The sequence below is a fragment of the Methylobacterium sp. PvP105 genome (genome assembly GCF_017876975.1).
Taxonomy (GTDB): domain Bacteria; phylum Pseudomonadota; class Alphaproteobacteria; order Rhizobiales; family Beijerinckiaceae; genus Methylobacterium; species Methylobacterium radiotolerans.
The window spans coordinates 5,999,607-6,023,051 of record NZ_JAGIPA010000001.1; the positions used below are offsets into that span (position 1 = coordinate 5,999,607).

Here is a 23,445-nt window from a genome sequence, read left to right on the forward strand (position 1 = left end):
CCACGACTCTTGTGCCGGCCCGGCCGGGGCCTGATGTTGGCCGCCGGCGAAGCGGAGCGGTGGTCCATGGCTGTCGTGCGGCGGATCGGCCTCGTGGTCTGTCCCGATTTCGATTTCATGGCCCTGGCGGTGACCTCGCCGTTCGTGCTGGCCAACAAGTACGCGGGGGCGACACTCTACGACGTCCGCGTGCTCGCCGAGCAGGGCGGCCGGGTCCGCGCGGGCCTGGGCCCCGACATCGCCACCGAGCCCCTGGGCGCGCCGGACGCCTTCGACACGATCCTGGTCGCGGCCGGGATCGGGCTCCCGGAGACCACGCCGGGCCTCGCCGGCTACCTCCGGGCGGCGGCCCGGGCGACCCGGCGGGTCGCGGGGCTGTGCCTGGGCGCGTTCGTCCTGGCCGATGCCGGCCTGCTCGACGGGCGCCGCGCCACGACCCACTGGCACTTCGCGGCGCAGTTCCGCGAGCGCTATCCCGCGGCCCGGCTGGACATCGACAAGATCTACATCGCCGACGACAACATCTGGACCTCGGCCGGCATGTCGGCGGCGATCGACCTCGCGGTGGGCATGGTGGAGCGCGACCACGGCCGCGACCTCGCCCACCGCGTCGCCCATGGCCTGGTGATGGAGCGCCGCCGGGCCGGCGGCCAGGCGCAGCACTCGGCGCTGCTCGAGGTGGATGCGCGCACGGACCGGATCCAGAGCGTCCTCGCCCACGCCCGCCGCAACCTGCGGCGGCCGCTCACCACCGAGGACCTCGCCGCCGTGGCCTGCCTCAGCCCGCGCCAGTTCACCCGGCTGTTCCGGGCCGAGACCGGCGTCTCGCCCGCCAAGGCCATCGAGACGATCCGCGTCGAGGCCGCGAAGCTGATGCTGGAGGAGAGCCGCCTGCCCATCGAGGAGATCGCCCAGGAGGCGGGCTTCGCCAACCGCGAGCGGATGCGCCGCGCGTTCCTCCGGGTCCACGGCGCGGTGCCGCGGACGATCCGCCGGGCGGCCGGGCCGCTCGCGGTCGCCTGATCGCGCGGACATGGCCGGAAACGTGGCTTTTTTGACGTAGGCCGATCCCGGGGGGCGACCGTAAGCATGGCCGGGGGCTCAGCCGATCCTCGGAGAAACGCGGCCATGGTGAACCTGACGATCAATGGCCAGCCGCGCGCGGTCGAGGCCGAGCCCGACACGCCGCTCCTCTTCGTCCTGCGCGACACACTCGGGATGACCGGCACCAAGTACGGCTGCGGGATCGCCCAGTGCGGGGCCTGCACGGTGCTCCTCGACGGGCAGGCGACGCGCTCCTGCCAGGTGCCGCTGGAGAGCGTCGGCAGCCAGGCCGTCACCACCATCGAGGCGATCGAGCAGGACGCCGTCGGCCGGAAAGTCGTCGAGGCCTGGGTCTCCGTGCAGGTGCCCCAGTGCGGCTACTGCCAGTCGGGCCAGGTCATGGCCGCCACGGCCCTCCTCAAGCAGACGCCCAAGCCCACCGATTCCGAGATCGCCGAGGCGATGACCAACCTGTGCCGGTGCGGGACCTACAACGCCATCGCCGCCGCCGTGCGGCAGGCCGCCGCCTGAGGAGGCCGCCATGGACCAGCTCCTGGATTCCGCCCGTCACGGCGCGCCCCTCGTCGATCCCGTCCCCGACGCCCCGGCCCGCCGGCCTTCCCCCTCCCGCCGCGGTGTCCTCGCGGCGGCCGGCGGCGCCCTGGTGCTGAGCGCCGTCGTGCCTCTCCGCGCCGCCCGGGCGGAGGCGCAGGGCCCCGCGGAGGGTGCGGGCGCCCTCGCGCCCAAGCCCGGCACCCGCGTCGCCGCCTTCCTGGAGATCCACCCGGACGGGACCATCAGGCTGCTGAGCCCCTTCGTGGAGGGCGGTCAGGGCATCGCCACCGGCCTGGCGCAGATCGTCGGCGAGGAACTCGACGTGCCGCCGTCCCGCTTCGTGGTGGAATGCGCGCCGCCCGGTCCCGACTACGCCGTCGTGAACGGCATCCGCATGACCGGCGGCAGCTTCTCGACCCGGTCGAGCTACGACGTCATGCGGCGCCTCGGCGCCACCGCCCGGGACCTGATGATCCGCGCCGCCGCGGCCCGGCTCAAGGTTCAGGAGGGCGAACTCACCACCCGCGACGGGGTCGTCCTGCACCCGGCATCGGGCACGGCGCTCCCCTACGGCGCCCTGGCGGCCGACGCGCTGGCGCTGAAGCCGAACGAGGGCGTCGCCCTGCGCGACCCCCGGACCTTCCGCTACATCCGCAGGTCGGTCCCGCGGATCGACGTGCGGGACAAGTCGACCGGCCGGGCGATCTACGCGATCGACCAGAAGGTCGACGGCATGCTCTACGCCGCCGTGCAGCACGCGCCGCGGCTCGGGACCGAGCCGGAGAGCCTGAAGAACGAGGCCGAGATCGGGGCGATGCCGGGCGTGCACGCCGTGCACCGCCTGCCGGGGGCCGTGGCGGTCACGGCCGACAGCTGGTGGCGCGCCCGCAAGGCCGTCGAGGCGCTGCAGGTGGACTGGTCCGCCGGCAAGGCCAGCGGCCTCGACACGGTGGCGGCCGATTTCTCCTCCGCCGGCATGCTCGCGGCGCTGAAGGCCTCGGCCGATCCGGGCCACGTCGCCGAGGCGGAGGGCGACGTGGCGGGCGCCTTCGCCAGCGCCGCCAAGGTGGTCGAGGCGGATTACGAGGCACCCTACCTCGCCCACGCCCAGCTCGAGCCGCCCTCGGCGATCGCGCGGTTCAACGGCGACGGCACCCTCGACGTCTGGCTGCCGAACCAGATGCCGGAGGTGTTCCAGGCGGTGTCGGCCAAGGTCGCGGGGCTGGAGCCGGCCCAGGTCCGCATCCACTCGCCGATGCTCGGCGGCTTCTTCGGCCGGCACTTCACCTACGAGGCCGGCAACCCGTTCCCGCAGGCGATCCTGCTCGCCAAGGCGACCGGGCGGCCCGTGAAGGTGCTGTGGTCGCGCGAGGAGGAGTTCGCCCGCGACGCGGTCCGGCCCCTGAGCTTCAGCCGATTCCGCGCGGCCCTCGACGCGGCGGGCCGGCCGACCGCCGTCACGGTGCGCACGGTCGGCGAGGGGCCGATCGGCCGCTACTTCAGCATGATGATGCGGACGCCGGTCGACCCGTCCGCGGTCGAGGGCATCGTCGAGAAGCCCTACGCGGTGCCGAACCGGCGCATGACCTTCACCAAGGTCGCGCATCCCGTGAACATCGCGTTCTGGCGCTCCGTCGGCCACTCGATGAACGACGCGTTCTACGAGAGCTTCCTCGACGAGGTCGCGCAGGCCGGCGGGCAGGACCCCTTCGCGCTGCGCATGGCGCTCCTCGCGGACAGCGCCCGCCACCGCGCCCTGCTGACGGCGGTGGCCGAGATGTCGGGCGGCTGGCGGCGCGGCCCCTACCGGGCCGAGGGCGGCCAGCGCGCCCGCGGCGTCGCGATGGCCTCGCCCTTCGGGTCGGAGACCGCCACCGTCGCGGAGGTGTCCGTGGAGGGCGGCGAGGCCCGCGTGCACAATCTCTGGATCGCGTTCGATCCGGGCAGCATCGTCAACCCGGCGATCGTCAAGGCGCAGGTCGAGTCGGCGGCCGCTCTCGGCCTGTCCTCGGTCCTGTTCGAGCAGATCGTCTACCGGGACGGCGTGCGCCAGTCGCAGAACTACGACACCTACCCGATCCTGCGCCGGGAGCACATGCCGGCCGTGCACGTGCGCATCGTCGAGAGCGGCGCGCCGATGGGCGGTGTCGGCGAGCCGGGGCTGCCGGGCGTGCCGCCCGCGGTGCTCAACGCCGTCGCGGCGCTGACCGGCCAGCGGATCCGCGCCCTGCCGATGGCCAACACCAAGCTCGGCGCCGCCTGAGCGCCCGACAACTGACCGCGGGACGACCACGATGACACAGGCTCACGGCAAGGCCCTGGTGACGGGCGCGTCCTCGGGGATCGGCGCGGAGTACGCGGCGCAGCTGGCGGCGCGGGGGCACGACCTCGTCCTCGTGGCCCGCGACGCGGTCCGGCTGGAGGCCCTCGCGGCGCGCCTCGGCGGGGAGACGGGCGTGGCGGTCGAGGTTCTGCCCGCCGACCTGACCCGGCCGGCCGACGTCGCCGCGGTCGCCGCGCGCCTCGCCGCCGACGCGGCGCTGCGCCTGCTGGTGAACTGCGCCGGCCTCGGGCCGATGGGGCCGGTCCTCCCCGGGCCGGCGTCGGGATACGACCCCATGGTCGCCCTCAACGTGACGGCGCTCCAGCACCTGACGCTGGCGGCGGCCCCAGCGTTCGCGGAGCGCGGCGGCGGCACCATCGTGAACGTGTCGTCGGTGGTCGCCCTGCTGCCCGAGCGCTTCAACGCGGTCTACGCGGCCAGCAAGGCCTACGTGCTGGCGCTCACCCAGGGGCTCGCCGCCGAGCTCGCGCCCCGGGGCGTGCGCCTGCAGGCGGTGCTGCCCGGCATCACCCGCACCGAGCTGTTCGCGCGGGCGGGCGCCGATCTCGACCGGATCCCCGCCGCGATGATCATGGAGGCGCGGGATCTCGTGGCCGCGGCCCTCGCGGGGCTCGACGCGGGCGAGCCGGTCACGATCCCGTCCCTGCCCGAGATCGACGACTGGGCAGCCTTCGAGGCCGCCCGCCTGCGCCTCGGTCCGAACCTCTCCCGCAGCGCGCCGGCCGCGCGCTACGGCCTCGGCTGAGCGGCGTCCGGGGCGCGCGGCCCGCCCTGGCCCGGGCGCGCCGGACCCGCTAGGAACCGCCCGTCCCGGAGAGCGAGGCGTCGGCGTCCCGCGGCGGCCCGACTGCGACGCGGAGAACACCCTTGCCTGCGCCCCCGCCCGCGGCCCCGTCGCGCTTCGACGCCGTGCTCCTGGATCTCGACGGCACCCTCGTCGACAGCCTGGCCGACCTCCGGACAGCCCTGAACGAAACCCTGGCGCGGGAGGGCCTGCCGCCAGCCGGTGCCGCCGCGATGCGGGCGATGGTGGGCGACGGCGCGGTGGCGCTGCTGCGGCGCGCCCTGCGGGCCTCGGGCGGCGATCCGGGGCGGGCGCCGGCGCTGTTGCCGGCCTTCCTGGCGGTGTACGAGCCGCTCGCGGCCGCCGGCACGCCCCTGTTCCCCGGCGCCGCCGCGGCGGTCCGCGATCTCCGGACGGCCGGCTACGCCCTGGCGATCGTCACCAACAAGCCGGCCCGCGCCACCGGCCTGATCCTGGACGCGGTGGGGCTGGCGCCGCTGATCGACACGGTCGTGGGCGGCGACACGCTGCCCGAGCGGAAGCCCGATCCCGCGCCGCTCCGGGAGGCCCTGCGCCGCCTGGGTGTCGCGCCCGGACGGGCCGTCATGGTCGGCGACATGCACCACGACATCGCGGCCGCCCGGGCGGCCGGCACCGCCGCGATCCTGGCCCGCTACGGCTACGGGCGCCCCGAAGACGCCGAAGACGCCGACGCCGTCCTCGACGACATCGGCGGCCTGCGGGCGATGATCGGGGCGCTGCCCGCGGGCCGCGCCCCGGTCTCCTAGCGGTTTCCCGCGAGGTCGAGGCGGGCGGGGGCGCCCGGCGCTCGGGTCTGCCGCTCGAGGACGGCGCTGGCGCTGTCGGCGAGGACGAGCCAGGCGCCGGCCATGAGGGTGACGTCCTTGAGGACGAGGCGGCCCGCGCCCGACAGGTAGGGGAAGCCGTGCTGGGCATCGCCGAGCGCGGCGACCCAGGCCTCGGGGGTGGTGACGAGGAACGACAGGGTCACCACCGGGGTGAGGAAGGCGAGCACCGCCCCGGCCAAGCCCAGCCGCCGCGACACTAAGCCGGCGAGGACGAGCAGGCCGATCAGCAGCTCGACCGTGCCGAGGCCGCGGGAGAACGCGTAGGTGTGGTTGGCCGTCTGCCACGCGCGGGCGGCGAGGTTGAGCTCGCCCTCGTGGGTGAGGTGCTGGGCGTACTGGTCGGGGTGGGCGTAGAAGAACGCCATGACCGGGCTGTTGGCGACGAAGGGCGTGATGCTGTCGGCCTCGTAGGGCGCGAACTTGAGCGCGCCGATCCAGAGGAAGATGACCGCGATGGCGACCCGCATGGCCTGGAGGCCGAGGCGGTTCGAGCCAGGCCCCGAGACGAGGCCGAGGACGCGGCGAACCTGCGTGTTCATGACACGACTCCTTGCTCAATCGGATGGGGGGAGGGGCTACGCCTCGGCGGAGGCCGCGAAGGCGTCGAGCGCGCGGGTCGCGTAGACGACCGCGGCACCGGCACCGAGGCTGGTGGCGACCCCGAGGGCCTCGGCCAGCTCGGCCTCGGTGGCGCCGAGCTTGCGGGCGGCGTCGGTGTGGACCGTGATACAGCCGTCGCAGCGCAGGGAGATCGCCACCGCCACCGCGATCAGCTCGCGGGTCTTGGCGTCGAGCTGGCCGGTCTTCTGGCCTGCGGTGCTGAGGGTGCCGTAGCCCCGCACCGTGTCGGGGCTGAGCTTGGCGAAGTGTCCGACGCCGGCGGTGACCTGCTGGCGGTAGGTGTTCCAATCGATCATGGGCATGACGACCTCCTGCGTGATGACGAGGAAGGTAATCGGGGCCGGCCGCGCCCTCGATGGCCGCGCGGCGCAGGCTGATGACCGCGCGGATCAACCCGCCGGCGGCGCCTCGGCCTGCCGGGCCTGTCCGGGACGGATCCCGTACTTGCGCAGGAACGCCCGGCTGAGGGCGGCCGCGGACTGGTAGCCGACCTCCGCGGCGAGACGGTCCAGCGAGACCGTCTCGGTGCGCAGGCGGTGATGGGCGAGCCCGAGCCGCAGGTCGGTGAGGAATTCCAGCGGGGCGACGCCCGCCGCCGCGCGGAAGGCGCGCACGAGGCTCGCCCGCGACGCGGCGGCCGTCGCGGCCAGCGCGTCGAGCGTCCAGGGATGCACCGGGTCGCGCACCATCGCGAGCACCGCCCGGGCAGTCAGCGGCTGCCCCAGGAGACGCAGCAGCCCCTCGGCCGGGGCCGACGTCTCGAGATGCGCGCGCAGCATCATCATGAACAGCGCGCTCGCGAGGTTCTCGGCGACCGCGACCGACCCGGCGCGGAGGTCGTTCAGCTCCTCGCGGATGCCCGCCAGCAGCGGCGCGAACCGGGTGGCGAGGGGCTCGGCGCCGACGCTCAGGACGAGGAGGTCCGGCAGGGCGGTGACGATCAGGGTCCGGGGCGCCGCCTCGAAGGCCAGGCGGCCGCAGATCAGCTCGACGTCCGGCTCGGCCCCGACGGTGGTCTTGAACCGCAGATCGTGCGCGTGGCGGACCGCGACGGGCAGGGGCGTCGACGGCGGCGGCCCCGCGCCGTGGAACAGGTGCGCGTCGCCGCGCGGCAGGAGCAGGATGTCCCCGGCCGCGACCTGCAGGGGCGCCCCGCCGGGTCGCCGCAGCGTGGCGCGGCCGCGCGTGACGAGGTGGAAATACGCCTGCCGCATCGGCTCCGCCTCGTGCGCGGCGGCCCAGGTGCCGCCGAACCGGCAGACGTCGTCCAGGTGTGGCCGCACGCGCAGCAGCGGCGCGAGGCCGCTCAGCGGATCGTCGGCCCCGGCGGTCTCCGGCGCGCCCGCGCGGCGCCTGATCGGTCCGGCCATGCTCCCCGTGCTCCGGAATGTCTCCGGGCCCGGCATAAGGGCGCGCGGCGGCCTCGACCAGGGTTGTTCGTCCGCCGCGCGGCGTCAGCCCGCCGCGATGGCCCTCTCGACGAAGGCGGTCACGCCCGCGATGTAGCGCTGGATCGGGATGCCGCGCTTCCGGTGCTTGGCCCGCTTCACGTACCAATCCTGCAGGAGCGGCTTGATCAGCGCGGCGGTGAGGTCGACGTCGGCGACCGCGAAGACGCCCGCCGCCGCGCCGCGGGCGAGGACCTCGGCGAAGATGCGCTCCGTGGCGGCCTCGCTCTCCGTCGCCATCGTCCGGGCGGGGGCCGGGAACCCCTTCGCCTCCATGAAGGCGAAGACGAACCAGGGCTGCATCGCCTCGGTCAGGCGGATATGGGTCTCGATCAGCCAGCGCAGGTGGGCGGCCGGATCCGCCGCGATCCCCGCCGGGGCCTGCCGCAGGACCGCCTCGGCCGTCTCGGCCACCTCGGTGAGGATCATCACCAGCAGCGTGTTCTTGTTGTCGAAGTACGAGTAGAGCCCGCCCATGCTGAGCCCCGAGGCCCGGGCGAGGTCGCGCAGGCTCGTCTCGTGGAAGCCCTGCCGGCTCGACAGCTTCAGCACCGCCTCGATGATCCGCGCGAGGTTGGCGACGGCGACGTGGTCCTTCCGGACGCTGATCCGGTCCCGGTGCCGCGCCAGGATCCGCGCGCAGATCGCCTCGGTCGCGTAGGCGTCCCTCGCCGGAAGGTTCGCCGGCGGGGCGGCCGGGGGAGCGTCTGCGGGGCTCATCGATCCATCGTCGCTCCGTCGCCGCGCGAGCCCGCCGGGGCCGCGGCCGGGGCCAGCTCCCGCGGTCTAGCCCGTTGCCAGGCACGAATCCAGGCGATAAAAAGCGAGCGCTCGCTCGATTTTCGTCGCCGGCACCGACCCAGGAGGTGGCCCGTGGATTTCACCATCTCCCCGCGCGTCGAGGATTACCGCGCCCGGATTGCGGCCTTCGTGGACGCGCATATCCTGCCGCTGGAGGCGGATCCGGCGGCCTATGACGGTCACGGCAACATCGGTCTCACCGAGCTGGCCCGGCTGCGCGCGCTCGCCCGCGACGAGGGCCTGTGGTGCCTGCAGCTGCGGCCCGAGACCGGCGGCGCCGGGCTCGACAAGGTCGGCATGGCGGTCTGCTACGAGGCCATGAACCGCTCGATCTTCGGGCCGGTCGTGTTCAACTCGGCCGCGCCCGACGACGGCAACATGATGGTGCTGGAGAAGGTCGCGACCCCGGACCAGAAGGCGCGCTGGCTCGCGCCGATCGTGGACGGGCGGGTCCGCTCGGCCTTCGCCATGACCGAGCCGCATCCCGGCGGCGGCTCCGATCCCGGGATGATCCAGACCCGGGCCGAGCGGCGGGGCGACGGCTACGTGGTCACCGGCCGCAAGTGGTACATCACCGGCGCCGAGGAGGCCGAGCACTTCATCCTGATGGCGCGCACCTCCGACGATCCGCGCAAAGGGATGACCGCCTTCCTGTTCCACAGGGACCAGCCCGGCTGGCGGATCCTGCGCCGCATCCCGATCATGGGCCCGGAGGAGCACGGCGGCCATTGCGAGCTGCTGTTCGAGGGCCTGGAGATCCCGGCCGAGAACGTCCTGATGAGAGAGGGCGACGGCCTGAAGCTCACCCAGATCCGCCTCGGGCCGGCGCGGCTGACCCACTGTATGCGCTGGCTCGGCCTGTCGAAGCGCTGCGTCGAGATCGCCCGGGCCTACGCGGCCGAGCGGCACGGCTTCGGGATCCGGCTGGCCGACCGGGAGAGCATCCAGCTGATGCTGGGCGACCTCGCCATGCGGATCGAGATCGGGCGCCTCCTGGTGATGAAGGCCGCCTGGGCCCTCGACCAGGGCAGCTTCGCCCGCAAGGAGGTGTCGATGGCCAAGGTGCACGTGGCCAACCTCCTGCACGCCGCCGCCGACACGGCGATCCAGATCAACGGCGCGCGGGGCTACTCGACCGACACGCCCCTCGAGTGGATCTACCGCTACGCCCGGCAGGCCCGCCTCGTGGACGGGGCCGACGAGGTCCACAAGATGGTCCTCAACCGCAACCTCGAGGCCGAGGGCGACGCCTTCTGGTCGTGGGGCGTCGGGGCCTGAGCGGCGCCGACACCGTCCATCCGCCGCGCGGGGCACGCCGGCAGGCTGATTGAGGCATGGAGGCCGAGAGTATGACCGAGGTCGTGATCACAGGCGCGGTGCGCACCGCGATCGGCGCGTTCGGCGGCGCGCTGGCCGGCACGCCGCCCTCCGTCCTCGCCGCCCGCTGCGTCGCGGAGGCGCTGCGCCGCGCCGGGACCGCGCCCGAGGCGGTCGGCCACGTGGTCCTCGGCAACGTCATCCCGACCGAGCCCCGGGACGCCTACATCGCCCGGGTCGCGGCGATGGAGGGTGGCATCCCCGCGGAGGTGCCGGCCATGACGGTCAACCGCCTCTGCGGCAGCGGCCTGCAGGCGATCGTCTCGGCCGCGCAGTCCATCCTGCTCGGCGACGCCGAGACGGCCGTGGCCGGCGGCGCCGAGAGCATGAGCCGCGCCCCCCACCTCCTGACCACCGGCCGGACCGGGTCGCGCATGGGCGACGCGGTGCTCGTCGACTACATGCTCGGCGCGCTGACCGACCCGTTCGGCAACGGCCACATGGGCGTCACCGCCGAGAACGTGGCCGCGCGCTACGCCGTCCCCCGCGACGTGCAGGACGCCTTCGCGGCCGAGAGCCAGGCCCGCGCCGCGCGGGCGATCCGCGAGGGCCGGTTCCGGGAGCAGATCCTGCCGATCGAGGTCCAGCGCCGGCGCGAGACGGTGGCCTTCGACACCGACGAGCACCCGAAGGCCACGAGCGCCGAGGACCTCGCCAAGCTGCGCCCGGCCTTCTCCAAGACCGGCAGCGTCACGGCCGGCAACGCCTCGGGGCTGAACGACGGCGCCGCGGCCCTCGTCCTGTCGAGCGCCGCGCGGGCGGAGCGCGACGGCGCGACGCCGCTCGCCCGGATCGTCGGCTACGCCCACGCGGGCGTGGACCCGTCCGAGATGGGCATGGGCCCGGTGCCGGCGGTGCGGCGCCTGCTGGAGCGGACCGGCCTGCGGGCCGCGGATTTCGACGTCGTCGAGTCGAACGAGGCCTTCGCGGCGCAGGCCTGCGCGGTCTCCCGCGAACTCGACCTCGACCCCGCGAAGGTCAACCCGAACGGCGGCGCCATCGCCCTCGGCCACCCGATCGGCGCCACGGGGGCGATCATCACCGTGAAGGCCCTCTACGAGCTGGCCCGGACCGGCGGCCGCTACGGGCTCGTGACCATGTGCATCGGCGGCGGCCAGGGGATCGCCATGGCCCTCGAGCGCGTCCCGTGACGCGGCCCTGAGGCACCATGCTGGACGCGGATCAGAGAACGGCGCTCTGCGCCTGGATCGGCCGGACCCTGGAGGCCGGGACGGTCACGCTCGACGACGCGCGGCCGCTGACCGGCGGCTCGATCCAGGAGAACTGGATGCTGTCGTGCCGGGTCGACGGGGCGCCGCGGGGCTTCGTCCTGCGCAAGGACGCGGCCGCCACCATCGCGTCGAGCCGCTCGCGGGCGGAGGAGTTCCAAATCCTGCGCGCCGCCTTCGCGGCCGGCGTGCGGGTGCCGGAGCCGGTCGGCTTCTGCGCGGATCCGGGGGTGGTCGGGGCGCCCTTCGCGCTGATGGGCCTCGTCTCCGGGGTCGGGCTGGGGCCGCGGGTGGTCAAGGACACGAGCCTCGGCGGCGACCGCGCGGCGCTCGCCGAGCAGCTCGGTCGCCAACTCGCCCGGACGCACGGCATCCTGCGGGCGGGCATCCCGGGAGCCGCCCCGGCGGACGACCTCGCCTTCCTCGGCGCGCCCGAGCCGGAGCCGGCCCGGGCCGAGATCCGCGCGCTGCGGGCGAGCCTCGACGGGATCGGCGCCGCGCGCCCGGCCCTCGAATGGGGCCTGCGCTGGGCCGAGCTCCGCGCGCCGCCCTGTCCCGAGCCGGTCCTGGTCCACCGCGACTTCCGCACCGGCAACTACATGGTCGATGCCGAGGGCCTGACGGCGATCCTCGACTGGGAATTCGCCGGCTGGGGCGACCCGGTGCAGGATATCGGCTGGTTCTGCGCCGCCTGCTGGCGGTTCGGCCGGCCCGATCTCGAGGCCGGCGGCATCGCCCCGCGGGCCGCCTTCTACCGCGGCTACGAGGCCGAGAGCGGGCGCGCGATCGACCCGGAGGCGGTGCGCTACTGGGAGATCATGGCGCATCTGCGCTGGGCGGTGATCGCCCTGGAGCAGGGCCACCGCCACGTCTCCGGTCAGGAGACGTCGCTGGAACTGGCGCTCACCGGCCGGATGGCGCCCGAACTCGAGGCCACGATCCTGCGCGAGACCGCGCCCGAGCGGTGGGGAGCCCGATGAGCGACGCCTTCCCGGACGCGCCCGCCGGCGCCGCCCTCCTGGCGGTCGCCCGTCAGAGCCTCCTGGACGAGGTCGCCCCGGCCCTGTCGGGGCGCCAGCGCTACGTCCTGCTGATGGCCGCCAACGCGATCGGTCTGGTCATGCGGGAGATCGAGCAGGCGGGCGCCGCGACCGGGGCCTGGGAGCGGGCGCTGGACGGCGCCGCATCGGCGTCCGATCTGGTCGCGGCGATCCGCGCCGGCCGCCGCGACGGGGACGCGGCGCTCCACGCCGCGCTCGTCGAGGCCACGCGGATCGCCGCCGGCATCTGGAAGGCCCCGGGCTAGCGATCCCGGGCTCCAGATCCGGGCGTCAGTAGGTGCGGCCGGTGCCCCGGCGCCGGTCGTAGCGGCGCCCGAGATAGGCGATGAGCTTCGGCACGATGAAGGCCGTCAGGAGCTTGCGCAGCATCGGTGGAGCCTCCTCAGCGGGCACGGCGGGCGAGCCAGCCCGCCGCGAAGGCGACGGCGGCCAGACCCAGCAGGGTGTTGGTGCGGTTGGCGTCGGCCGTGCGGATCGCCTGCCGGCCGTAATCCGCGCCGCGGCGGCGCACGGCCCGGGCCCGGTCGCGGCCCTCGTCGATCAGGTGGTCGGCCCGTCTCCGGGCGGCCTCGGCCAGGTGGCGGCCGTCCTCCGCCAGGTCCTCGGCGAGGTCCTCGGCCCGGTCGCGGGCGCGGCCGTAGGCGTACTGGGCCCCGCCGGCCACCTGATTGACGGCGCCGCGCACCTGGCGGGCCGGGTCGCCGGTCAGGCCGCCCAGGGCGGTCTGGGCGCGGCCCTTGAGATGGCGGGACGCGCCGCGGATCTGGTCGCGGTTCATGCAGCTCTCCTGTTCTCGGGGGGATGGAGCCCCGTCTCGGGGCGGCGGCGCCGGTGTGCCGGCGCCGCCGTGTCGGGATCAGTGCTTGCCGGTGACCTTGTCGGCGAGGCTCTTGGCGCCGTCCTTGACGTCGCCGACGGTCTTCTGCGCCTCGCCCTTCAGCTCCTGCGCCTTGCCCTCGGCCACCAGCTTGTCGTTGCCCGTCGCCTTGCCGGCCGCCTGCTTGACGTTGCCCACCGCCTCGTTGGCCAGGCCCTTGATCTTGTCGGTCGTGCTGCTCATCGCGTGCTCTCCTCTCTCTCGGGGTCGTGTCGTGGTTCGGGAGGTCCGGCCGGGCGCCCGCGCCCGCCGGGGTGAACGGCCCCCGCCGGGGCGGGAGCCGAGGGGATCACCGGGCGATCGCTGGACGATCGGCCGACGGTGGGCCGGCGATCAGACGCGCCGGGTCTCGTAGGCGCCCAGCAGGGTCGCGGGCTTGGGCGCGCCCAGCCGGCCGCCGACATACGCCGCCAGCGCACCCAGGATCAGCGCCAGCGCGGCGTAGAACGCGCCCTGCGTGGCCGCCGACTTGGCCGTCACCGCCGCCGCCTCCGCCTTCTGCTTGGCGCTGGCCACCGCCTGGTCGTACTGCTTCTCGTAGTCCTGGATCTGCTGGCGGGCCTGATCGACCGGGATGTTCTGCGCCTTGGCCAGGGCGTCGGCCGCCCGCGTCTCGGCCTGCTGCTTCTGCGACGGGTCGCCGGTGAACAGCGCCTTCACCGCCGCGACCGCCGCGTCCCTGGCCGCCTGCGGGTCCTGCCCGGCGGTCTGCTGCCGGACCTTGTCCTCGATGCCGTCCAGCGGGTTGGCGATCTTCGACAGCGACGGCGCCGCCGCCTGGGCCGCCGTCTGCACCGTGCCGCCCACCAGGCTGCCGGCCCCGCCCAGCGCGCCCGACACCGTGCTGAGCGTGCCGCCGACCAGGCCGCTGGCGGCCGAGGTCAGCAGGTAGAGGACGACCAGCGTCGTCACCGCCCAGGAGACCAGCCCGTGCAGGGCGGCCGCGCCCGGCAGGGTCTTGCCCGAGAGCCGCCCGGCGATGACGCCCCCGGCCAGCGAGGCCACGAGGCCCGAGGCGACGAACCAGAGCCCCGCGCCCATCGACACGGTCGAGGCGGAGGGGTTGTCGGCGGCGGTCGTGCCGACCGAGGCCAGCCCGACCCCGACGCCGACGAGGTTGACGATCACCTGGGTGACCAGCGCGGTCACGGCGCCAGCGAAGATCGCGCCCCAGGAGACTTGGTTGAGCAGGACGGCGCGCGTGTCGGCGTGCGCGTCCGGCGCGAGGGGCGTTGCAACGGTCTGGATGGTGGTCACGCTGTCACTCCGGGTGGTGGGTCGAAACTCGTGGGGCTGACGGCTCAGGCGCGGCTCAGGCGCGGCGGGCGCTGACGAGCAGGCCGAGGCCGAAGCCCGCGATGCCGGCGATCAGCAGGGCGGCGAGCGGGTACGCGGCGACCTGCTCGCCGACCTCGCGGGTGCCGCGGCGCAGGGCGCGGCTGCCGCGCGCGTAGGCGTCCTCGGCGACGTCGTAGGCCTCCTCGGCGGCGTGGCGGACGCCGCGCTCGGCGCGGGCGTACTGATCGTGCGCGGCGCCCTGGGCGCGGCGGGCGCGGGCCTCGACGTCGTCGGCCCCGAGATCGTCGACGGCGTCGCGGACCCGGCCGCCGAGGTCGCGGGCCGCGTCGGCCACGTGGTCGGCCGCGTCGCGCACGGTGTCCTTGGCCTGGCCGTAGAGGCTCTCGGCCTGTCCGGCGGCCGCGCGGGCGCGGCCCTCGACCGCGTCGCGCCGCGAGCCGGTCAGGTCGCCGAACGCGCCCTGCACCTTGCCGCCGAGTTGCCGGGCCGCGCCCGTGATCCGATCGGTGTCGACCATATCGTTCTCCTCCGTCGTCGCGTCGGCGATCGCCTCCGCGATCGCGCTGGTGGTGGGGGCGCCTCACCGTGAGGCGCCGGGTGACGTCCGTCAGCGCGGGCCGGAGCCCGCGGGCCCGGATCCGCCGGCCTTCGATCCGGGCACGTCCGATCCGGGCACGTCCGATCCGGGCACGTCGCGCTTCTGGCGCCGGCCCTCGGTCTGCGCCCGGGCATCGCCGGTCAGCTTGCCGATGGCCTCCTTCACCGAGCCCTTGAGGTGCTCGGCGGAGGGTGTCTTCCTGTCTTCGGTCATGGGCGCCCCGTCCTGCGTGAGAAAACCCTGGCCGACCGGAAGATGTGCGCCGGGCGTGGCCGATCAATGGTGTGGTTGTACCAGTATGGCGGTATCTATCCGTCAGAGATGTTCAGGGGAAAACCGTTCTCGCGCCCCCAGACGACCGCCTCGCTGCGCTTGTGGATGCCGATCTTGCGGTAGAGCGCGGCGCCGTGATTGCGCACCGTGTTGCGCGACAGGCCGAGCTTGCGCGCGATCGCGTCGTCGCTGAGCCCCGAGCAGATCAGGTTGAGGATCTGGCGCTCGCGCACCGTCAGGTTCGGCGCCGCCGCGTCGCCCGCCTCCCGGCCCGGCCGGCGCAGGTTGGCCAGCTTCTCGATCAGCCCGCGGCTGAACCACGACGTGTCGGCCATCACCGTCTCGATCGCGTCGAACAGCTCCCGCTCGGTGTGCTTGCGCTCGGTGATGTCCTGCAGCACCAGCAGCACGAAGGCGGTCTCGTTGATCGTGATCCGCTCGGCCGAGACCAGGCAGTCGAGGTTCGCGCCGCTCTCGTGGCGCAGGCAGACCTCGACGCCCAGCACGTAGCCCTGGCGCTCCAGCGCGGCCTCGACCTGCAGGCGCTGCTTGTCGGCGACCCACAGCCCGGCCTCCGCCAGCGAGCGGCCGACGACGCGGTCCTCGCCCAGGCCGAAGACCCGGCTGAACGCCTCGTTCACGCCCGTGACCTGGCCGTCGTCGGCGCGCACCAGCACGGTCGGCACCGGCGTCATCCGGAACGCCGTGGCGAAGCGCTCCTCGCTCTGGCGCAGCGCGGCCTCGGCTTTGCGGCGCAGCTCGAGGTCGGCGAAGGTGAACAGCATGCAGGGCTCGTCGCCCATCGCGATCGGCTGCCCGGCGACGATCACGAAGCGGCTGCCGCCGTCGGGCAGGTCGAGGCAGGCCTCCATCTGCGGGATCGTGCCGCCGGCGTTGAGGCGCGCGACGGCGAGGTCGCGGTTGCGGGCGCCGGCCAGGACGTCGACCTCGTAGACGCTGCGGCCGATGACGGCGTCGCGGGTGTGGCCGGTCATCTCCAGGAAGCCGTGGTTGACCTTGACGTGGCGCAGGTCGGACAGCCGCGTGATCACGGCCGGGGCCGGGTTGGCGTTGAAGGTGCGCTCGAACCGCTCCTCGGCCTCGAACTGGTCGGAGACGTCCTTGAGGATCAGGGCGAGGCAGCTCGGGTTGCCGTCGCGGTCGGTGGCCACGAGGCTGCGCAGGGAGTGGACGAAGTCCACGTCGGGTCTGTCGGCCCGCCGCACCTCGACCACGACGTCGTGGAAGCGCTCGCCGGCCACGACGCGCTCGATCGGGTACTGGTTGGGCACGATGTGGTTGCGGTAGCGCAGGCAGAAGCGGTCGCGGTAGGCGTCGACGGTGGGGCCGAGCTCGTCGAGGCTCTGGGCGCCGTGCATCGCCAGGGCGGCGGCGTTGGCGTAGGCGATGGTCTGGTCGGGCTCGACCAGGATCACGCCCTCGCTCAACCCGGCGATGATCTGCCGGAGCTCATGCCTGTCGACCCCCGCCGTCACAGCTCCCGCGCCCCCCGCCTGCCGTCACTGCCCTCGCGGCAGCGGGGCACAAACGGGTTGCGCACAAGCCGGTTCCTTCATCTAAGTTATTTTCCTGGTATACGCGCATCATTGACGCGGGCGATTTGGGCCAAAGATGAGTGCTCGCAGCGCCGCGACGCCGTTCCCGCGCGATCTCGGCCCCCTTCTCAGCAGACGTGGCCATGCCGAACGCGCAGGATATTGACCGACCATTGCGGAGCGCCGCGGAGCACGAGGTCGTGATCTCCGGATCGGGCATCCGATCCGGAACGAGTCTGCGGCAGGATTTTCCAGAAGTTGCAGATCTCGACGAAAATTCGCGCTTAGGGCGCCTGCTCGGCCGCCTGTCGGAGGCCGCGGCCGCCGCGGAGTCCGAGGGGCAGGTCCCCGCCGGCTTCGGAGCGGCGCTGATCGAGGCCGTGCCGGATCTGCGCCGCCGCGCGCTGACGCTGATCCGCGACGCCATCGCGGGCGACGTCCAGGGAGACGACCTCGTGCGGCTCACCCTCCTGAAGGCCTGGGAGCGCCGGGTGGAGTTCCGGAGCGGCACCGGGATGCCCGATCGGCTCGTCACGATCCTGCGCAGCCGCCCCGTCAGCGGCCGCGTGGCGTACCGCTTCGCGGTGCCGGATCCCGACGATGTCAGGTCGGCGGCGCTCCACGCCGGGCCGGCCGGCACGCGCGCTGTAAACCGGCATGTCTGCTGAGGCGGTCCGCCGAGGTGCCGGCCCACGTCTCGCCGTACCGCGGACGCCGCGGCGTCGTGCGAGAAAAGCGGCGTACTGGTAAAAATCTCTCATTCACATGAGTGTGTTAGGCCCCATATCGCGGATGCGGAACGCGCCGTGCGCCCTCGGGTGTCGGCGGGTTCCGGACCCTTTCTTCGAGGTTGTGCCGGGCGGATGGCCCTCTTGTCCGGCACGGCCGCGAGGCCGGGCGCCCGCGCCGCTCCGGGCGCGCGTCCGGCCCGTTGCCCTTCCCTCCGCCGGCCCGCGCCCCGGGCGCGGGGCTTCGGAACGGCCTGTCCCGGCCGACGGCTCCCCACGCGCCGGACCGCCCGACGGGGTGGCCCTGCGGGGATGCCTCCCACCCGAGATCACCACAGAGGAGATCATGACCCGATTTCGCGCTGCACTGCTCGCGCCCGCCCTGATCGTCGCGGTCTGCACCGCGACGGGAGCCGCCGCGGCCAACCGGTTCGACGGGTCCTGGTCGGTCATCGCCACCGCGGAGAGCGGGAGCTGCACGGGCCCCTACAGCTATCCCATCGTCATCCGGGACGGGGCCGTGGACGACGCCGGCGGCAACGGCGTCGACGCCTCCGGACGGGCCGGGGCGGATGGCCGGATCACCGGCACGATCCGCAAGGGGCTCGCCAGCGTCTCGGTCTCGGGCCGCCTGCGCGGGTCCGCCGGGACCGGCCGCTGGACGCTCTCGGGGCTCGGCGCCTGTGCGGGGCGCTGGACGGCCCGCCGCACCAGCTAGGGCTCGGGGCCGGCGGCGGCCGGTCCTTCGCCGACCCGGTGCGCCGACCCGGTGCGCCGCACGGTCAGACGCTCAGGATGGCCCAGCCGTGGGCCGGCAGGGTCACGCGGGCCCCGGCACCGCCGGCCTCGGCGAGGTCGCCGCCGCCGGCCTCGATCGCCCGGGCCTCTGGCACCGGCAGCGTCGCGGCCGCGTCGGCGAGGTTCAGGGCCGTCATCACCCGCGCGCGCCCGTCGCCCAGCGCGAGCACGAGCTCTGCGTTGGCGAGGTGCAGCGTCCGCGCCCGCGCGCGGTGCAGCCCGCCCTGGCGCCGCCGGAGGGCGATCAGATCCTGGTGCAGCCGGTAGACCGGCCAGCCGTACGGGGCGAGATCCGCGGGCGTCGGCGGGAAGGCCGGCCGGATGGCGTCGTCGCCGCCGACCCGCTCCTCCTTCACGCCGCGGAAGGCCTGCTCGTCGCCGGCGTAGATCGAGGGCGTCCCGCCGCAGGTCAGCAGGATCGCCAGCGCGTGCGGCAGGTGCCGCTCGTCCGTGAGCCGGCTCGCGATCCGCGTCACGTCGTGGTTGCCCACGAAGGTCAGGGGCGCGAACCGGTCGAGATAGCCGTTGTGCCGGTCCAGGGCGTGGGCCAGCTCGAACAGGTTGCGATCGTTGAGGGCGCTCCAGATCGCCTTCCACAGCTCGTACTGGGTCACCGCGTCCAGGCCGCTGTCCTGCACGATCCGGGTGTAATCGCCGTGGATCACCTCGCCGACAACGTAGGCCTCCGGATGCGCGAGGCGGACCTGCCGCAGGACGCGCGCCCAGAAGCGCGGCGGCACCGCGTAGGCCGCGTCCAGCCGCCAGCCGTCGGCGCCCCGGGCGATCCAGTGGCCCATGACGGCGGCGACGTGGTCGGCGACGCGCGGATCGTCGTGGTTGAGCGTGACGAGCTGCCGGTGCCCCTCGAAGCAGGCGTAGTCCGGCTCGATGCCCGGGCCGGAGCCCCGCGGCCAGGACAGCCTGAACCAGCCGGCCCGCTCGGATCCGGGCCCGTGCCGCAGGACGTCCTGGAAGGCGGGGTGGGCCCGCCCGACATGGTTGAACACGCCGTCGAGCAGGACCCGGAGGCCGCGGGCCCGGGCCGCCGCGATCAGCGCGTCGAAATCGGCCTCGTCGCCCAGGCGCGGGTCGATGCGGAAATGGTCGACCGTGTCGTAGCCGTGCGTGGAGGCCGCGAAGATCGGCCCGAGCGCCAGCCCGGACGCGCCGAGCTCGACCGCGTAGTCGAGCCAGCCGTGCAGGTGGGAGAGGCGGTGCGTGACCGGGGCGGCGGGCTCGGCCTCCTGGGGGGCCCCGACGAAGCCGAGGGGAAAGACCTGCCACCAGACAGTCTGTTCGATCCAGGACGCCACCCGACCTCCGTCCACTGCCAATCGGGACCGAACCCCGTCGCGCCGCGATGGTTGCAGGCCCCGGTGCAGGAGCGGGATCTTGGCCGCCCCGGCCGCGGCCTCGACCGCCGGTTTCCCCGTTCGACGAATCGGCGCCGTCCGGGACGCGCGCCTCCGCGGCGCGGGCGAGCGCCGTCGTGGCGCGTCGGCACGCGGTGCGGCGATCCTCCGACAGGTCGGATCCGGGCGTGGCGGCGGGCGCGGTCACGGGCCGCGAGCGGCTCGGAATTCGAGATCGGGTGGGTGGCGCGGGGCGCGGGAAGATCTCCGCCGACCGCCGCTAAGTCCCGGCCGCGACAGCGGTATCGCCGCGGCGCCGGGGTGCTGACTTGTCACCAGGAAAGCCTGGTGGAGCTGAGGGGATTCGAACCCCTGACCTCCGCAGTGCGATTGCGGCGCTCTCCCATCTGAGCTACAGCCCCGTCGAGGCGCCGGCCTTGTAGGCGCGGGCGGCTCGGCCTGTCAATTCCCTGTTTCAACGTCGCCCGCCGCGCGCCGCTCCGGCGCCCGGGTGCGGGCGCCCCGAAGGACACGCGCGGACCCGCATGAACGCCCTGATCTGGCTCTTCGACACGGTCGTCCAGCTTTTCATCTACGTCCTCATCGCGAGCGCGGTTCTCAGCTGGCTGGTGGCGTTCAACGTGGTGAACGTGCGCAACCCGATCGTCGCGCAGATCGGCGAGGTGCTCTACCGGCTGACCGAGCCGGTGCTGCGGCCGATCCGCAACCTGCTGCCCAATCTCGGCGGCGTCGACATCTCGCCGATCATCCTGATCCTGCTGCTGCTGTTCATCAGCCGCCTGCTGCACGAGTACGCCGTGCCCGCCACCTACGTTTACGCGCAGTAGGACTGCCCGCCCGTGAAGACGAATCCCGGCCGCTTCTTCGAGGATTTCCGCCTCGGCGAGACCATCCGCCACGCCACCCCGCGCACCGTGACGGTGGGCGACGTGGCGCTCTACACCGGCCTCTACGGTCCGCGCTTCGCCGTGCAGTCGTCGGACGCCTTCGCCCGGGCCATCGGCTACCCGAAGAGCCCGCTCGACGACCTGCTCACCTTCCACATGGTGTTCGGCAAGACCGTCCCGGACGTCTCCCTCAACGCGCTGGCCAATCTCGGCTACGCCGAGGGCGGGTTCCGGCGGCCGGTCTATCCGGGCGAGACGCTCTCCACGGTGTCGGAGGTGATCGGCCTCAAGGAGAGCTCGAACCGGCAGACCGGCGTGGTCTATGTCCGCTCGGTGGGGTCCGACGAGCGCGGCGAGACCGTGCTGAGCTATTGCCGCTGGGTGCTCGTGCGCAAGCGCGACCCCGAGGCGGCGATCGCCGAGGAGCACGTGCCGAGCCTCGCCAAGGTGGTCGACCCGCAGGACCTCGCGGGCGCCCTGCCGAAGCTCTCGGCCGCCGCCTACGACACCGACCTCGCCGGCAGCCCGCACCGCTTCGCGGATTACGCGGTGGGTGAGAAGATCGACCACGTCGACGGCATGACCGTCGAGGAGGCCGAGCACCAGATCGCCACGCGCCTGTTCCAGAACACCGCCAAGGTGCATTTCGACGGGCTGGCCGCCAAGGACACCCGCTTCGGCCGGCGCCTGATCTACGGCGGCCACGTGATCTCGCTGGCGCGGGCGCTGAGCTTCAACGGGCTCGGCAACGCCTTCGCCCTCGCGGGCATCAACGCCGGCCGCCACGTGGCGCCGCTGTTTTCCGGCGACACGGTCTATGCCTGGAGCGAGGTGCTGGCGACCGCCGATGTCGGCCGCGACGATGTCGGGCTCCTGCGCCTGCGCACGGTCGCCACCAAGAACCAACCCTGCGGTGCCTTCCCGGACCGCGCCGGCGACGGCTACGACCCGGCGGTGATCCTCGACCTCGACTACTGGGCGTTCGTGCCGAAGTAGGCGGCCGCGGCGCCTCGGTCGCCGCGCCGCAAGGCGGGACCGGCGGGGGCGCCTCAGCGGATCCCGCCGCCGACCACGCCCGCCTCGACCGCCAGCGAGAGGCGGTCCGTGACCGCCCACTCGACGCCCACGCCGGCGACCGGCCGCACCGCGATGTCCTGGCGCGTGAACGGCAGCGACCCCGGGGTCGGCCCGACGCGCAGCGTCTGGTGCAGGGCCAGGGCGCCGGTCTTGGCGTAGACCAGGACGTCCGGCGCGACGAGGGTGCCGACCTTCACCTCCAGCGACCCGGCGAAGTCGTTGGAATAGGCGAGCCGCCCGTAGCCCGGCGTGAGGTTGCCGCCGAGGCCGGCCAAGTAATCGAACCCGCCGCTGATGCCGTAGAGGATCGGGCCCTCCTGCCACATCCGGCCGCCCTCGAACCCGACGGTCGGTCCCGAATAGCTGCCGAAATGCCGGGACGTGCTGACCGCGTAGCCGGTCGAGAGGCGGGCGTAGGAGCCGGTCCAGCGGCCGTACGCGTCCTCGGGCATCTGCGGCCACGCGAAGGAGGGCAGCGGCGCGAAGCCGATGGACGGCCAGAACAGCGCCTGGGCGGCGGCGGGGCCTGCCGGGAGCCAGCAGGCCCCGAGCACGAGGCCGGCCGCGAGGCGGCGGAACGGACGGGAATCGGCGCGTCTGCTCATGCCGCCATCCTACCCGAAGGCGTCGGGTCGCGACAGGCTTGGCCGTGCCCTCCCGCGGAATCGTGCGCGTCCCGCCCGCCCGTCGCCGGCCGGGGCCGCGGCGGCGGGCGGGCGATCGCCGCGGGGCCGGGCGCTCAGATTTTTCCGTCGAGGCCCATCTGGTAGTACTTGTGGGTGATCTTGTCCTGGTTCTCGAGGAGCCAGTCGATCGAGGGCTCGTTGGTCATGGCCTTGCGGATGGCCTCGGTCATGCCCCTGCGCTGGATGTCGAACAGGGCCTTGTGGTCGACGTGCTGGGCCTCGATGACGCCGGGGCTGAGCCAGACCGAGCAGATGATGCCGAGGTCGTTGGCCTTGTGCTTGGGGATGTAGCCGGCGCGCACGGCATCCAGGACGCCGTTGGCGATGGCGAACTGGACGGTGCCCATCAGGATCGAGGTGTACTTGCTCTCGGTGACGCTGACCTTGGACACGCACAGGGTGACCGGGCGGACCATGATGTCGGTGTTGAGCAGGGCGAAGACGCGGCTGTGCCCGACGACCTGATCGCCGGTGAGCGTGGCCAGGGCGGTGCCGACCGGCCCGTCGAGCTCGCCGATGATGACCTCGGGCTCGGAGGCGGTGTTGGGCGGTCCGCCCGCCACCAGGGCCTCCCCGGCCCGCAGGATGATGCGCTCGTTCATGCTGTCCCTCGTCAAGGTCGGGCGATCCCGCTCTGCCCGACGGCGCGGCACCTAACACCGGCCCGCCGGGCCTGTCGACGCGGGCGCGGCTCCCGCCCGACGCCTCACGCGCCGTCGCGCGCCTCGCGGCGGAGCTGCGCCGCGTCGATGTGGTCGGGGTGCCGGAAGGCCCGGGTGCCCAGCACCCGAACCGGCCCCGCCAGCGCGTGGCCGAGTTCCGTCAGCGCGTCGTCGACCCGCGGCGGGATCGCGGGCGTCACGGTCCGGGTCACCAGCCCGTCGCGCTCCCGGTTCCGCAAGGTCAGTGTCGATCTCCGCTGGGAGATGGTGCCGATGCCCCGCCTCAGTTCGTCGAAGCGCTGCGCGCGCAGGAGCATGATGACGGGCAGGCTCCACGTGGCGCCGATACGCGACTGGACGCGCGAGACCTTCTCGCATTCGGGCCCGTGCCCGGCACCCGGCTCAGTCACATCCATGTAACCTCGGTATCAACCCTGTGCGTTCTTGCGCGGTCGACGCGCGGCCGTATCCTGATCCGGTCACAAAGAGGAACCGGGT

The 23,445-nt window shown here is 73.8% G+C and carries 27 protein-coding genes and 1 tRNA gene; 13 read left to right on the forward strand and 15 right to left on the reverse strand.

All coding sequences use genetic code 11. The annotated features are described in order from the left end of the window. The first annotated feature begins 66 nt into the window (after positions 1–66). The 5 genes from J3A75_RS29175 to gph all read left to right on the forward strand — a co-directional run bounded on the left by J3A75_RS29175 (position 67) and on the right by gph (position 5,515). Entirely contained in the window at positions 67–1,023 is a 957-nt protein-coding gene (locus J3A75_RS29175; RefSeq protein ID WP_043343180.1) for a GlxA family transcriptional regulator, read from the forward strand. A 105-nt stretch (positions 1,024–1,128) separates the two neighbouring features. Continuing rightward, the gene (locus J3A75_RS29180; protein WP_012321362.1) at positions 1,129–1,575 is read left to right on the forward strand and encodes a (2Fe-2S)-binding protein; all 447 of its coding nucleotides are present in this window, start codon (positions 1,129–1,131) and stop codon (positions 1,573–1,575) included. Between the two features lie 10 nt (positions 1,576–1,585). After that, positions 1,586–3,862, forward strand: a complete 2,277-nt coding sequence (locus J3A75_RS29185) for a xanthine dehydrogenase family protein molybdopterin-binding subunit (protein ID WP_209650850.1) — start codon at positions 1,586–1,588, stop codon at positions 3,860–3,862. 31 nt (positions 3,863–3,893) lie between these two features. Continuing rightward, a complete protein-coding gene (locus tag J3A75_RS29190) occupies positions 3,894–4,688 on the forward strand; it encodes an SDR family NAD(P)-dependent oxidoreductase (RefSeq protein ID WP_209650851.1) in 795 nt (264 codons plus the stop codon). Positions 4,689–4,810: 122 nt separating this feature from the next. After that, positions 4,811–5,515, forward strand: a complete 705-nt coding sequence (gene gph / locus J3A75_RS29195; protein WP_024828789.1) for a phosphoglycolate phosphatase — start codon at positions 4,811–4,813, stop codon at positions 5,513–5,515. Here gph and rclC read toward each other — a convergent pair. From rclC to J3A75_RS29215, 4 genes are all read right to left on the reverse strand, one after another. After that, positions 5,512–6,135 carry a reactive chlorine resistance membrane protein RclC gene (rclC, locus tag J3A75_RS29200; RefSeq protein WP_024828788.1) on the reverse strand — a complete coding sequence of 208 codons (624 nt, stop codon included), beginning with the start codon at positions 6,133–6,135 and terminating at the stop codon, positions 5,512–5,514. The two genes, gph and rclC, sit on opposite strands and share 4 nt — an antisense overlap. A gap of 36 nt (positions 6,136–6,171) precedes the next feature. Then, positions 6,172–6,519: a carboxymuconolactone decarboxylase family protein gene (locus J3A75_RS29205; protein ID WP_012321367.1), complete on the reverse strand. Its 348-nt coding sequence runs from the start codon at positions 6,517–6,519 to the stop codon at positions 6,172–6,174. A gap of 87 nt (positions 6,520–6,606) precedes the next feature. Next, complete coding sequence (locus J3A75_RS29210; RefSeq protein WP_012321368.1) at positions 6,607–7,587, reverse strand: AraC family transcriptional regulator; 981 nt, start codon at positions 7,585–7,587, stop codon at positions 6,607–6,609. Between the two features lie 84 nt (positions 7,588–7,671). Next, entirely contained in the window at positions 7,672–8,385 is a 714-nt protein-coding gene (locus tag J3A75_RS29215) for a TetR/AcrR family transcriptional regulator (RefSeq protein ID WP_012321369.1), read from the reverse strand. 153 nt (positions 8,386–8,538) lie between these two features. Between J3A75_RS29215 and J3A75_RS29220 the strand changes: the two genes are divergently transcribed. The 4 genes from J3A75_RS29220 to J3A75_RS29235 all read left to right on the forward strand — a co-directional run bounded on the left by J3A75_RS29220 (position 8,539) and on the right by J3A75_RS29235 (position 12,378). Next, positions 8,539–9,744, forward strand: coding sequence for an acyl-CoA dehydrogenase family protein (locus J3A75_RS29220; RefSeq protein WP_209650852.1), 1,206 nt, complete (start codon positions 8,539–8,541; stop codon positions 9,742–9,744). Positions 9,745–9,815: 71 nt separating this feature from the next. After that, the gene (gene bktB, locus J3A75_RS29225) at positions 9,816–10,994 is read left to right on the forward strand and encodes a beta-ketothiolase BktB (RefSeq protein WP_209650853.1); all 1,179 of its coding nucleotides are present in this window, start codon (positions 9,816–9,818) and stop codon (positions 10,992–10,994) included. A 17-nt stretch (positions 10,995–11,011) separates the two neighbouring features. Then, positions 11,012–12,052: a phosphotransferase family protein gene (locus J3A75_RS29230; protein ID WP_012321372.1), complete on the forward strand. Its 1,041-nt coding sequence runs from the start codon at positions 11,012–11,014 to the stop codon at positions 12,050–12,052. Next, positions 12,049–12,378 carry a DUF6285 domain-containing protein gene (locus J3A75_RS29235; RefSeq protein ID WP_012321373.1) on the forward strand — a complete coding sequence of 110 codons (330 nt, stop codon included), beginning with the start codon at positions 12,049–12,051 and terminating at the stop codon, positions 12,376–12,378. Before J3A75_RS29230 ends, J3A75_RS29235 begins: the two co-directional genes overlap by 4 nt. Before the next feature lie 137 nt (positions 12,379–12,515). On the opposite strand, the gene J3A75_RS29240 is transcribed toward J3A75_RS29235, so the two are convergent. The 6 genes from J3A75_RS29240 to J3A75_RS29265 all read right to left on the reverse strand — a co-directional run bounded on the left by J3A75_RS29240 (position 12,516) and on the right by J3A75_RS29265 (position 16,676). Further along, the gene (locus tag J3A75_RS29240; protein ID WP_029361537.1) at positions 12,516–12,911 is read right to left on the reverse strand and encodes a CsbD family protein; all 396 of its coding nucleotides are present in this window, start codon (positions 12,909–12,911) and stop codon (positions 12,516–12,518) included. 78 nt (positions 12,912–12,989) lie between these two features. Then, positions 12,990–13,193 (reverse strand): CsbD family protein, encoded by a 204-nt coding sequence (locus J3A75_RS29245; protein WP_029361667.1) that lies wholly within the window; start codon positions 13,191–13,193, stop codon positions 12,990–12,992. Between the two features lie 150 nt (positions 13,194–13,343). Next, positions 13,344–14,267, reverse strand: coding sequence for a hypothetical protein (locus J3A75_RS29250; protein ID WP_053620544.1), 924 nt, complete (start codon positions 14,265–14,267; stop codon positions 13,344–13,346). Between the two features lie 55 nt (positions 14,268–14,322). Next, on the reverse strand, positions 14,323–14,826 hold the full coding sequence (locus J3A75_RS29255) for a CsbD family protein (RefSeq protein ID WP_053620543.1): 504 nt from the start codon (positions 14,824–14,826) through the stop codon (positions 14,323–14,325). 90 nt (positions 14,827–14,916) lie between these two features. Then, on the reverse strand, positions 14,917–15,120 hold the full coding sequence (locus J3A75_RS36725; protein WP_012321379.1) for a CsbD family protein: 204 nt from the start codon (positions 15,118–15,120) through the stop codon (positions 14,917–14,919). 95 nt (positions 15,121–15,215) lie between these two features. Continuing rightward, positions 15,216–16,676 carry a helix-turn-helix transcriptional regulator gene (locus tag J3A75_RS29265; RefSeq protein WP_012321380.1) on the reverse strand — a complete coding sequence of 487 codons (1,461 nt, stop codon included), beginning with the start codon at positions 16,674–16,676 and terminating at the stop codon, positions 15,216–15,218. Between the two features lie 260 nt (positions 16,677–16,936). Here J3A75_RS29265 and J3A75_RS29270 point away from each other — a divergent pair, with 260 nt between their 5' ends. Both J3A75_RS29270 and J3A75_RS29275 read left to right on the forward strand, forming a co-directional pair. Continuing rightward, positions 16,937–17,404: an RNA polymerase subunit sigma-70 gene (locus J3A75_RS29270; protein ID WP_245295830.1), complete on the forward strand. Its 468-nt coding sequence runs from the start codon at positions 16,937–16,939 to the stop codon at positions 17,402–17,404. 406 nt (positions 17,405–17,810) lie between these two features. After that, on the forward strand, positions 17,811–18,182 hold the full coding sequence (locus J3A75_RS29275; RefSeq protein WP_012321382.1) for a hypothetical protein: 372 nt from the start codon (positions 17,811–17,813) through the stop codon (positions 18,180–18,182). A gap of 64 nt (positions 18,183–18,246) precedes the next feature. Here J3A75_RS29275 and J3A75_RS29280 read toward each other — a convergent pair whose 3' ends face one another. Together J3A75_RS29280 and J3A75_RS29285 are read right to left on the reverse strand one after the other, a co-directional pair. Further along, positions 18,247–19,575, reverse strand: coding sequence for an alpha-amylase family glycosyl hydrolase (locus tag J3A75_RS29280; RefSeq protein ID WP_071000161.1), 1,329 nt, complete (start codon positions 19,573–19,575; stop codon positions 18,247–18,249). 385 nt (positions 19,576–19,960) lie between these two features. Then, positions 19,961–20,036: transfer RNA gene (locus J3A75_RS29285), tRNA-Ala, on the reverse strand. A gap of 123 nt (positions 20,037–20,159) precedes the next feature. On the opposite strand from J3A75_RS29285, the gene J3A75_RS29290 reads away from it, so the two are divergent. Both J3A75_RS29290 and J3A75_RS29295 read left to right on the forward strand, forming a co-directional pair. Then, on the forward strand, positions 20,160–20,462 hold the full coding sequence (locus tag J3A75_RS29290; RefSeq protein WP_010684838.1) for a YggT family protein: 303 nt from the start codon (positions 20,160–20,162) through the stop codon (positions 20,460–20,462). Positions 20,463–20,474: 12 nt separating this feature from the next. Next, a complete protein-coding gene (locus tag J3A75_RS29295; RefSeq protein ID WP_012321384.1) occupies positions 20,475–21,518 on the forward strand; it encodes a MaoC family dehydratase in 1,044 nt (347 codons plus the stop codon). A gap of 53 nt (positions 21,519–21,571) precedes the next feature. Here the strand turns inward: J3A75_RS29295 and J3A75_RS29300 are convergent, their stop codons facing one another. The 3 genes from J3A75_RS29300 to J3A75_RS29310 all read right to left on the reverse strand — a co-directional run bounded on the left by J3A75_RS29300 (position 21,572) and on the right by J3A75_RS29310 (position 23,363). Further along, entirely contained in the window at positions 21,572–22,204 is a 633-nt protein-coding gene (locus J3A75_RS29300; RefSeq protein WP_012321385.1) for an outer membrane protein, read from the reverse strand. A 134-nt stretch (positions 22,205–22,338) separates the two neighbouring features. After that, the gene (locus J3A75_RS29305; RefSeq protein ID WP_012321386.1) at positions 22,339–22,887 is read right to left on the reverse strand and encodes a formaldehyde-activating enzyme; all 549 of its coding nucleotides are present in this window, start codon (positions 22,885–22,887) and stop codon (positions 22,339–22,341) included. Positions 22,888–22,991: 104 nt separating this feature from the next. Further along, the gene (locus J3A75_RS29310; protein ID WP_043074601.1) at positions 22,992–23,363 is read right to left on the reverse strand and encodes a winged helix-turn-helix transcriptional regulator; all 372 of its coding nucleotides are present in this window, start codon (positions 23,361–23,363) and stop codon (positions 22,992–22,994) included. Between the last annotated feature and the right edge of the window lie 82 nt (positions 23,364–23,445).

Excerpts from the sequence above, each read along its gene's own strand:
- bktB (WP_209650853.1), top strand. The coding sequence starts at position 9,816 with ATGACCGAGGTCGTGATCACAGGCGCGGTGCGCACCGCGATCGGCGCG.
- J3A75_RS29190 (WP_209650851.1), top strand. The coding sequence starts at position 3,894 with ATGACACAGGCTCACGGCAAGGCCCTGGTGACGGGCGCGTCCTCGGGG.
- J3A75_RS29245 (WP_029361667.1), bottom strand. The coding sequence starts at position 13,193 with ATGAGCAGCACGACCGACAAGATCAAGGGCCTGGCCAACGAGGCGGTG.
- J3A75_RS29215 (WP_012321369.1), bottom strand. The coding sequence starts at position 8,385 with ATGAGCCCCGCAGACGCTCCCCCGGCCGCCCCGCCGGCGAACCTTCCG.
- J3A75_RS29235 (WP_012321373.1), top strand. The coding sequence starts at position 12,049 with ATGAGCGACGCCTTCCCGGACGCGCCCGCCGGCGCCGCCCTCCTGGCG.
- J3A75_RS29275 (WP_012321382.1), top strand. The coding sequence starts at position 17,811 with ATGACCCGATTTCGCGCTGCACTGCTCGCGCCCGCCCTGATCGTCGCG.
- J3A75_RS29175 (WP_043343180.1), top strand. The coding sequence starts at position 67 with ATGGCTGTCGTGCGGCGGATCGGCCTCGTGGTCTGTCCCGATTTCGAT.
- J3A75_RS29300 (WP_012321385.1), bottom strand. The coding sequence starts at position 22,204 with ATGAGCAGACGCGCCGATTCCCGTCCGTTCCGCCGCCTCGCGGCCGGC.
- J3A75_RS29205 (WP_012321367.1), bottom strand. The coding sequence starts at position 6,519 with ATGCCCATGATCGATTGGAACACCTACCGCCAGCAGGTCACCGCCGGC.
- J3A75_RS29305 (WP_012321386.1), bottom strand. The coding sequence starts at position 22,887 with ATGAACGAGCGCATCATCCTGCGGGCCGGGGAGGCCCTGGTGGCGGGC.
- J3A75_RS29290 (WP_010684838.1), top strand. The coding sequence starts at position 20,160 with ATGAACGCCCTGATCTGGCTCTTCGACACGGTCGTCCAGCTTTTCATC.
- J3A75_RS29180 (WP_012321362.1), top strand. The coding sequence starts at position 1,129 with ATGGTGAACCTGACGATCAATGGCCAGCCGCGCGCGGTCGAGGCCGAG.
- J3A75_RS29240 (WP_029361537.1), bottom strand. The coding sequence starts at position 12,911 with ATGAACCGCGACCAGATCCGCGGCGCGTCCCGCCATCTCAAGGGCCGC.
- J3A75_RS29310 (WP_043074601.1), bottom strand. The coding sequence starts at position 23,363 with ATGGATGTGACTGAGCCGGGTGCCGGGCACGGGCCCGAATGCGAGAAG.
- J3A75_RS29255 (WP_053620543.1), bottom strand. The coding sequence starts at position 14,826 with ATGGTCGACACCGATCGGATCACGGGCGCGGCCCGGCAACTCGGCGGC.
- J3A75_RS36725 (WP_012321379.1), bottom strand. The coding sequence starts at position 15,120 with ATGACCGAAGACAGGAAGACACCCTCCGCCGAGCACCTCAAGGGCTCG.
- J3A75_RS29230 (WP_012321372.1), top strand. The coding sequence starts at position 11,012 with ATGCTGGACGCGGATCAGAGAACGGCGCTCTGCGCCTGGATCGGCCGG.
- rclC (WP_024828788.1), bottom strand. The coding sequence starts at position 6,135 with ATGAACACGCAGGTTCGCCGCGTCCTCGGCCTCGTCTCGGGGCCTGGC.
- J3A75_RS29185 (WP_209650850.1), top strand. The coding sequence starts at position 1,586 with ATGGACCAGCTCCTGGATTCCGCCCGTCACGGCGCGCCCCTCGTCGAT.
- J3A75_RS29210 (WP_012321368.1), bottom strand. The coding sequence starts at position 7,587 with ATGGCCGGACCGATCAGGCGCCGCGCGGGCGCGCCGGAGACCGCCGGG.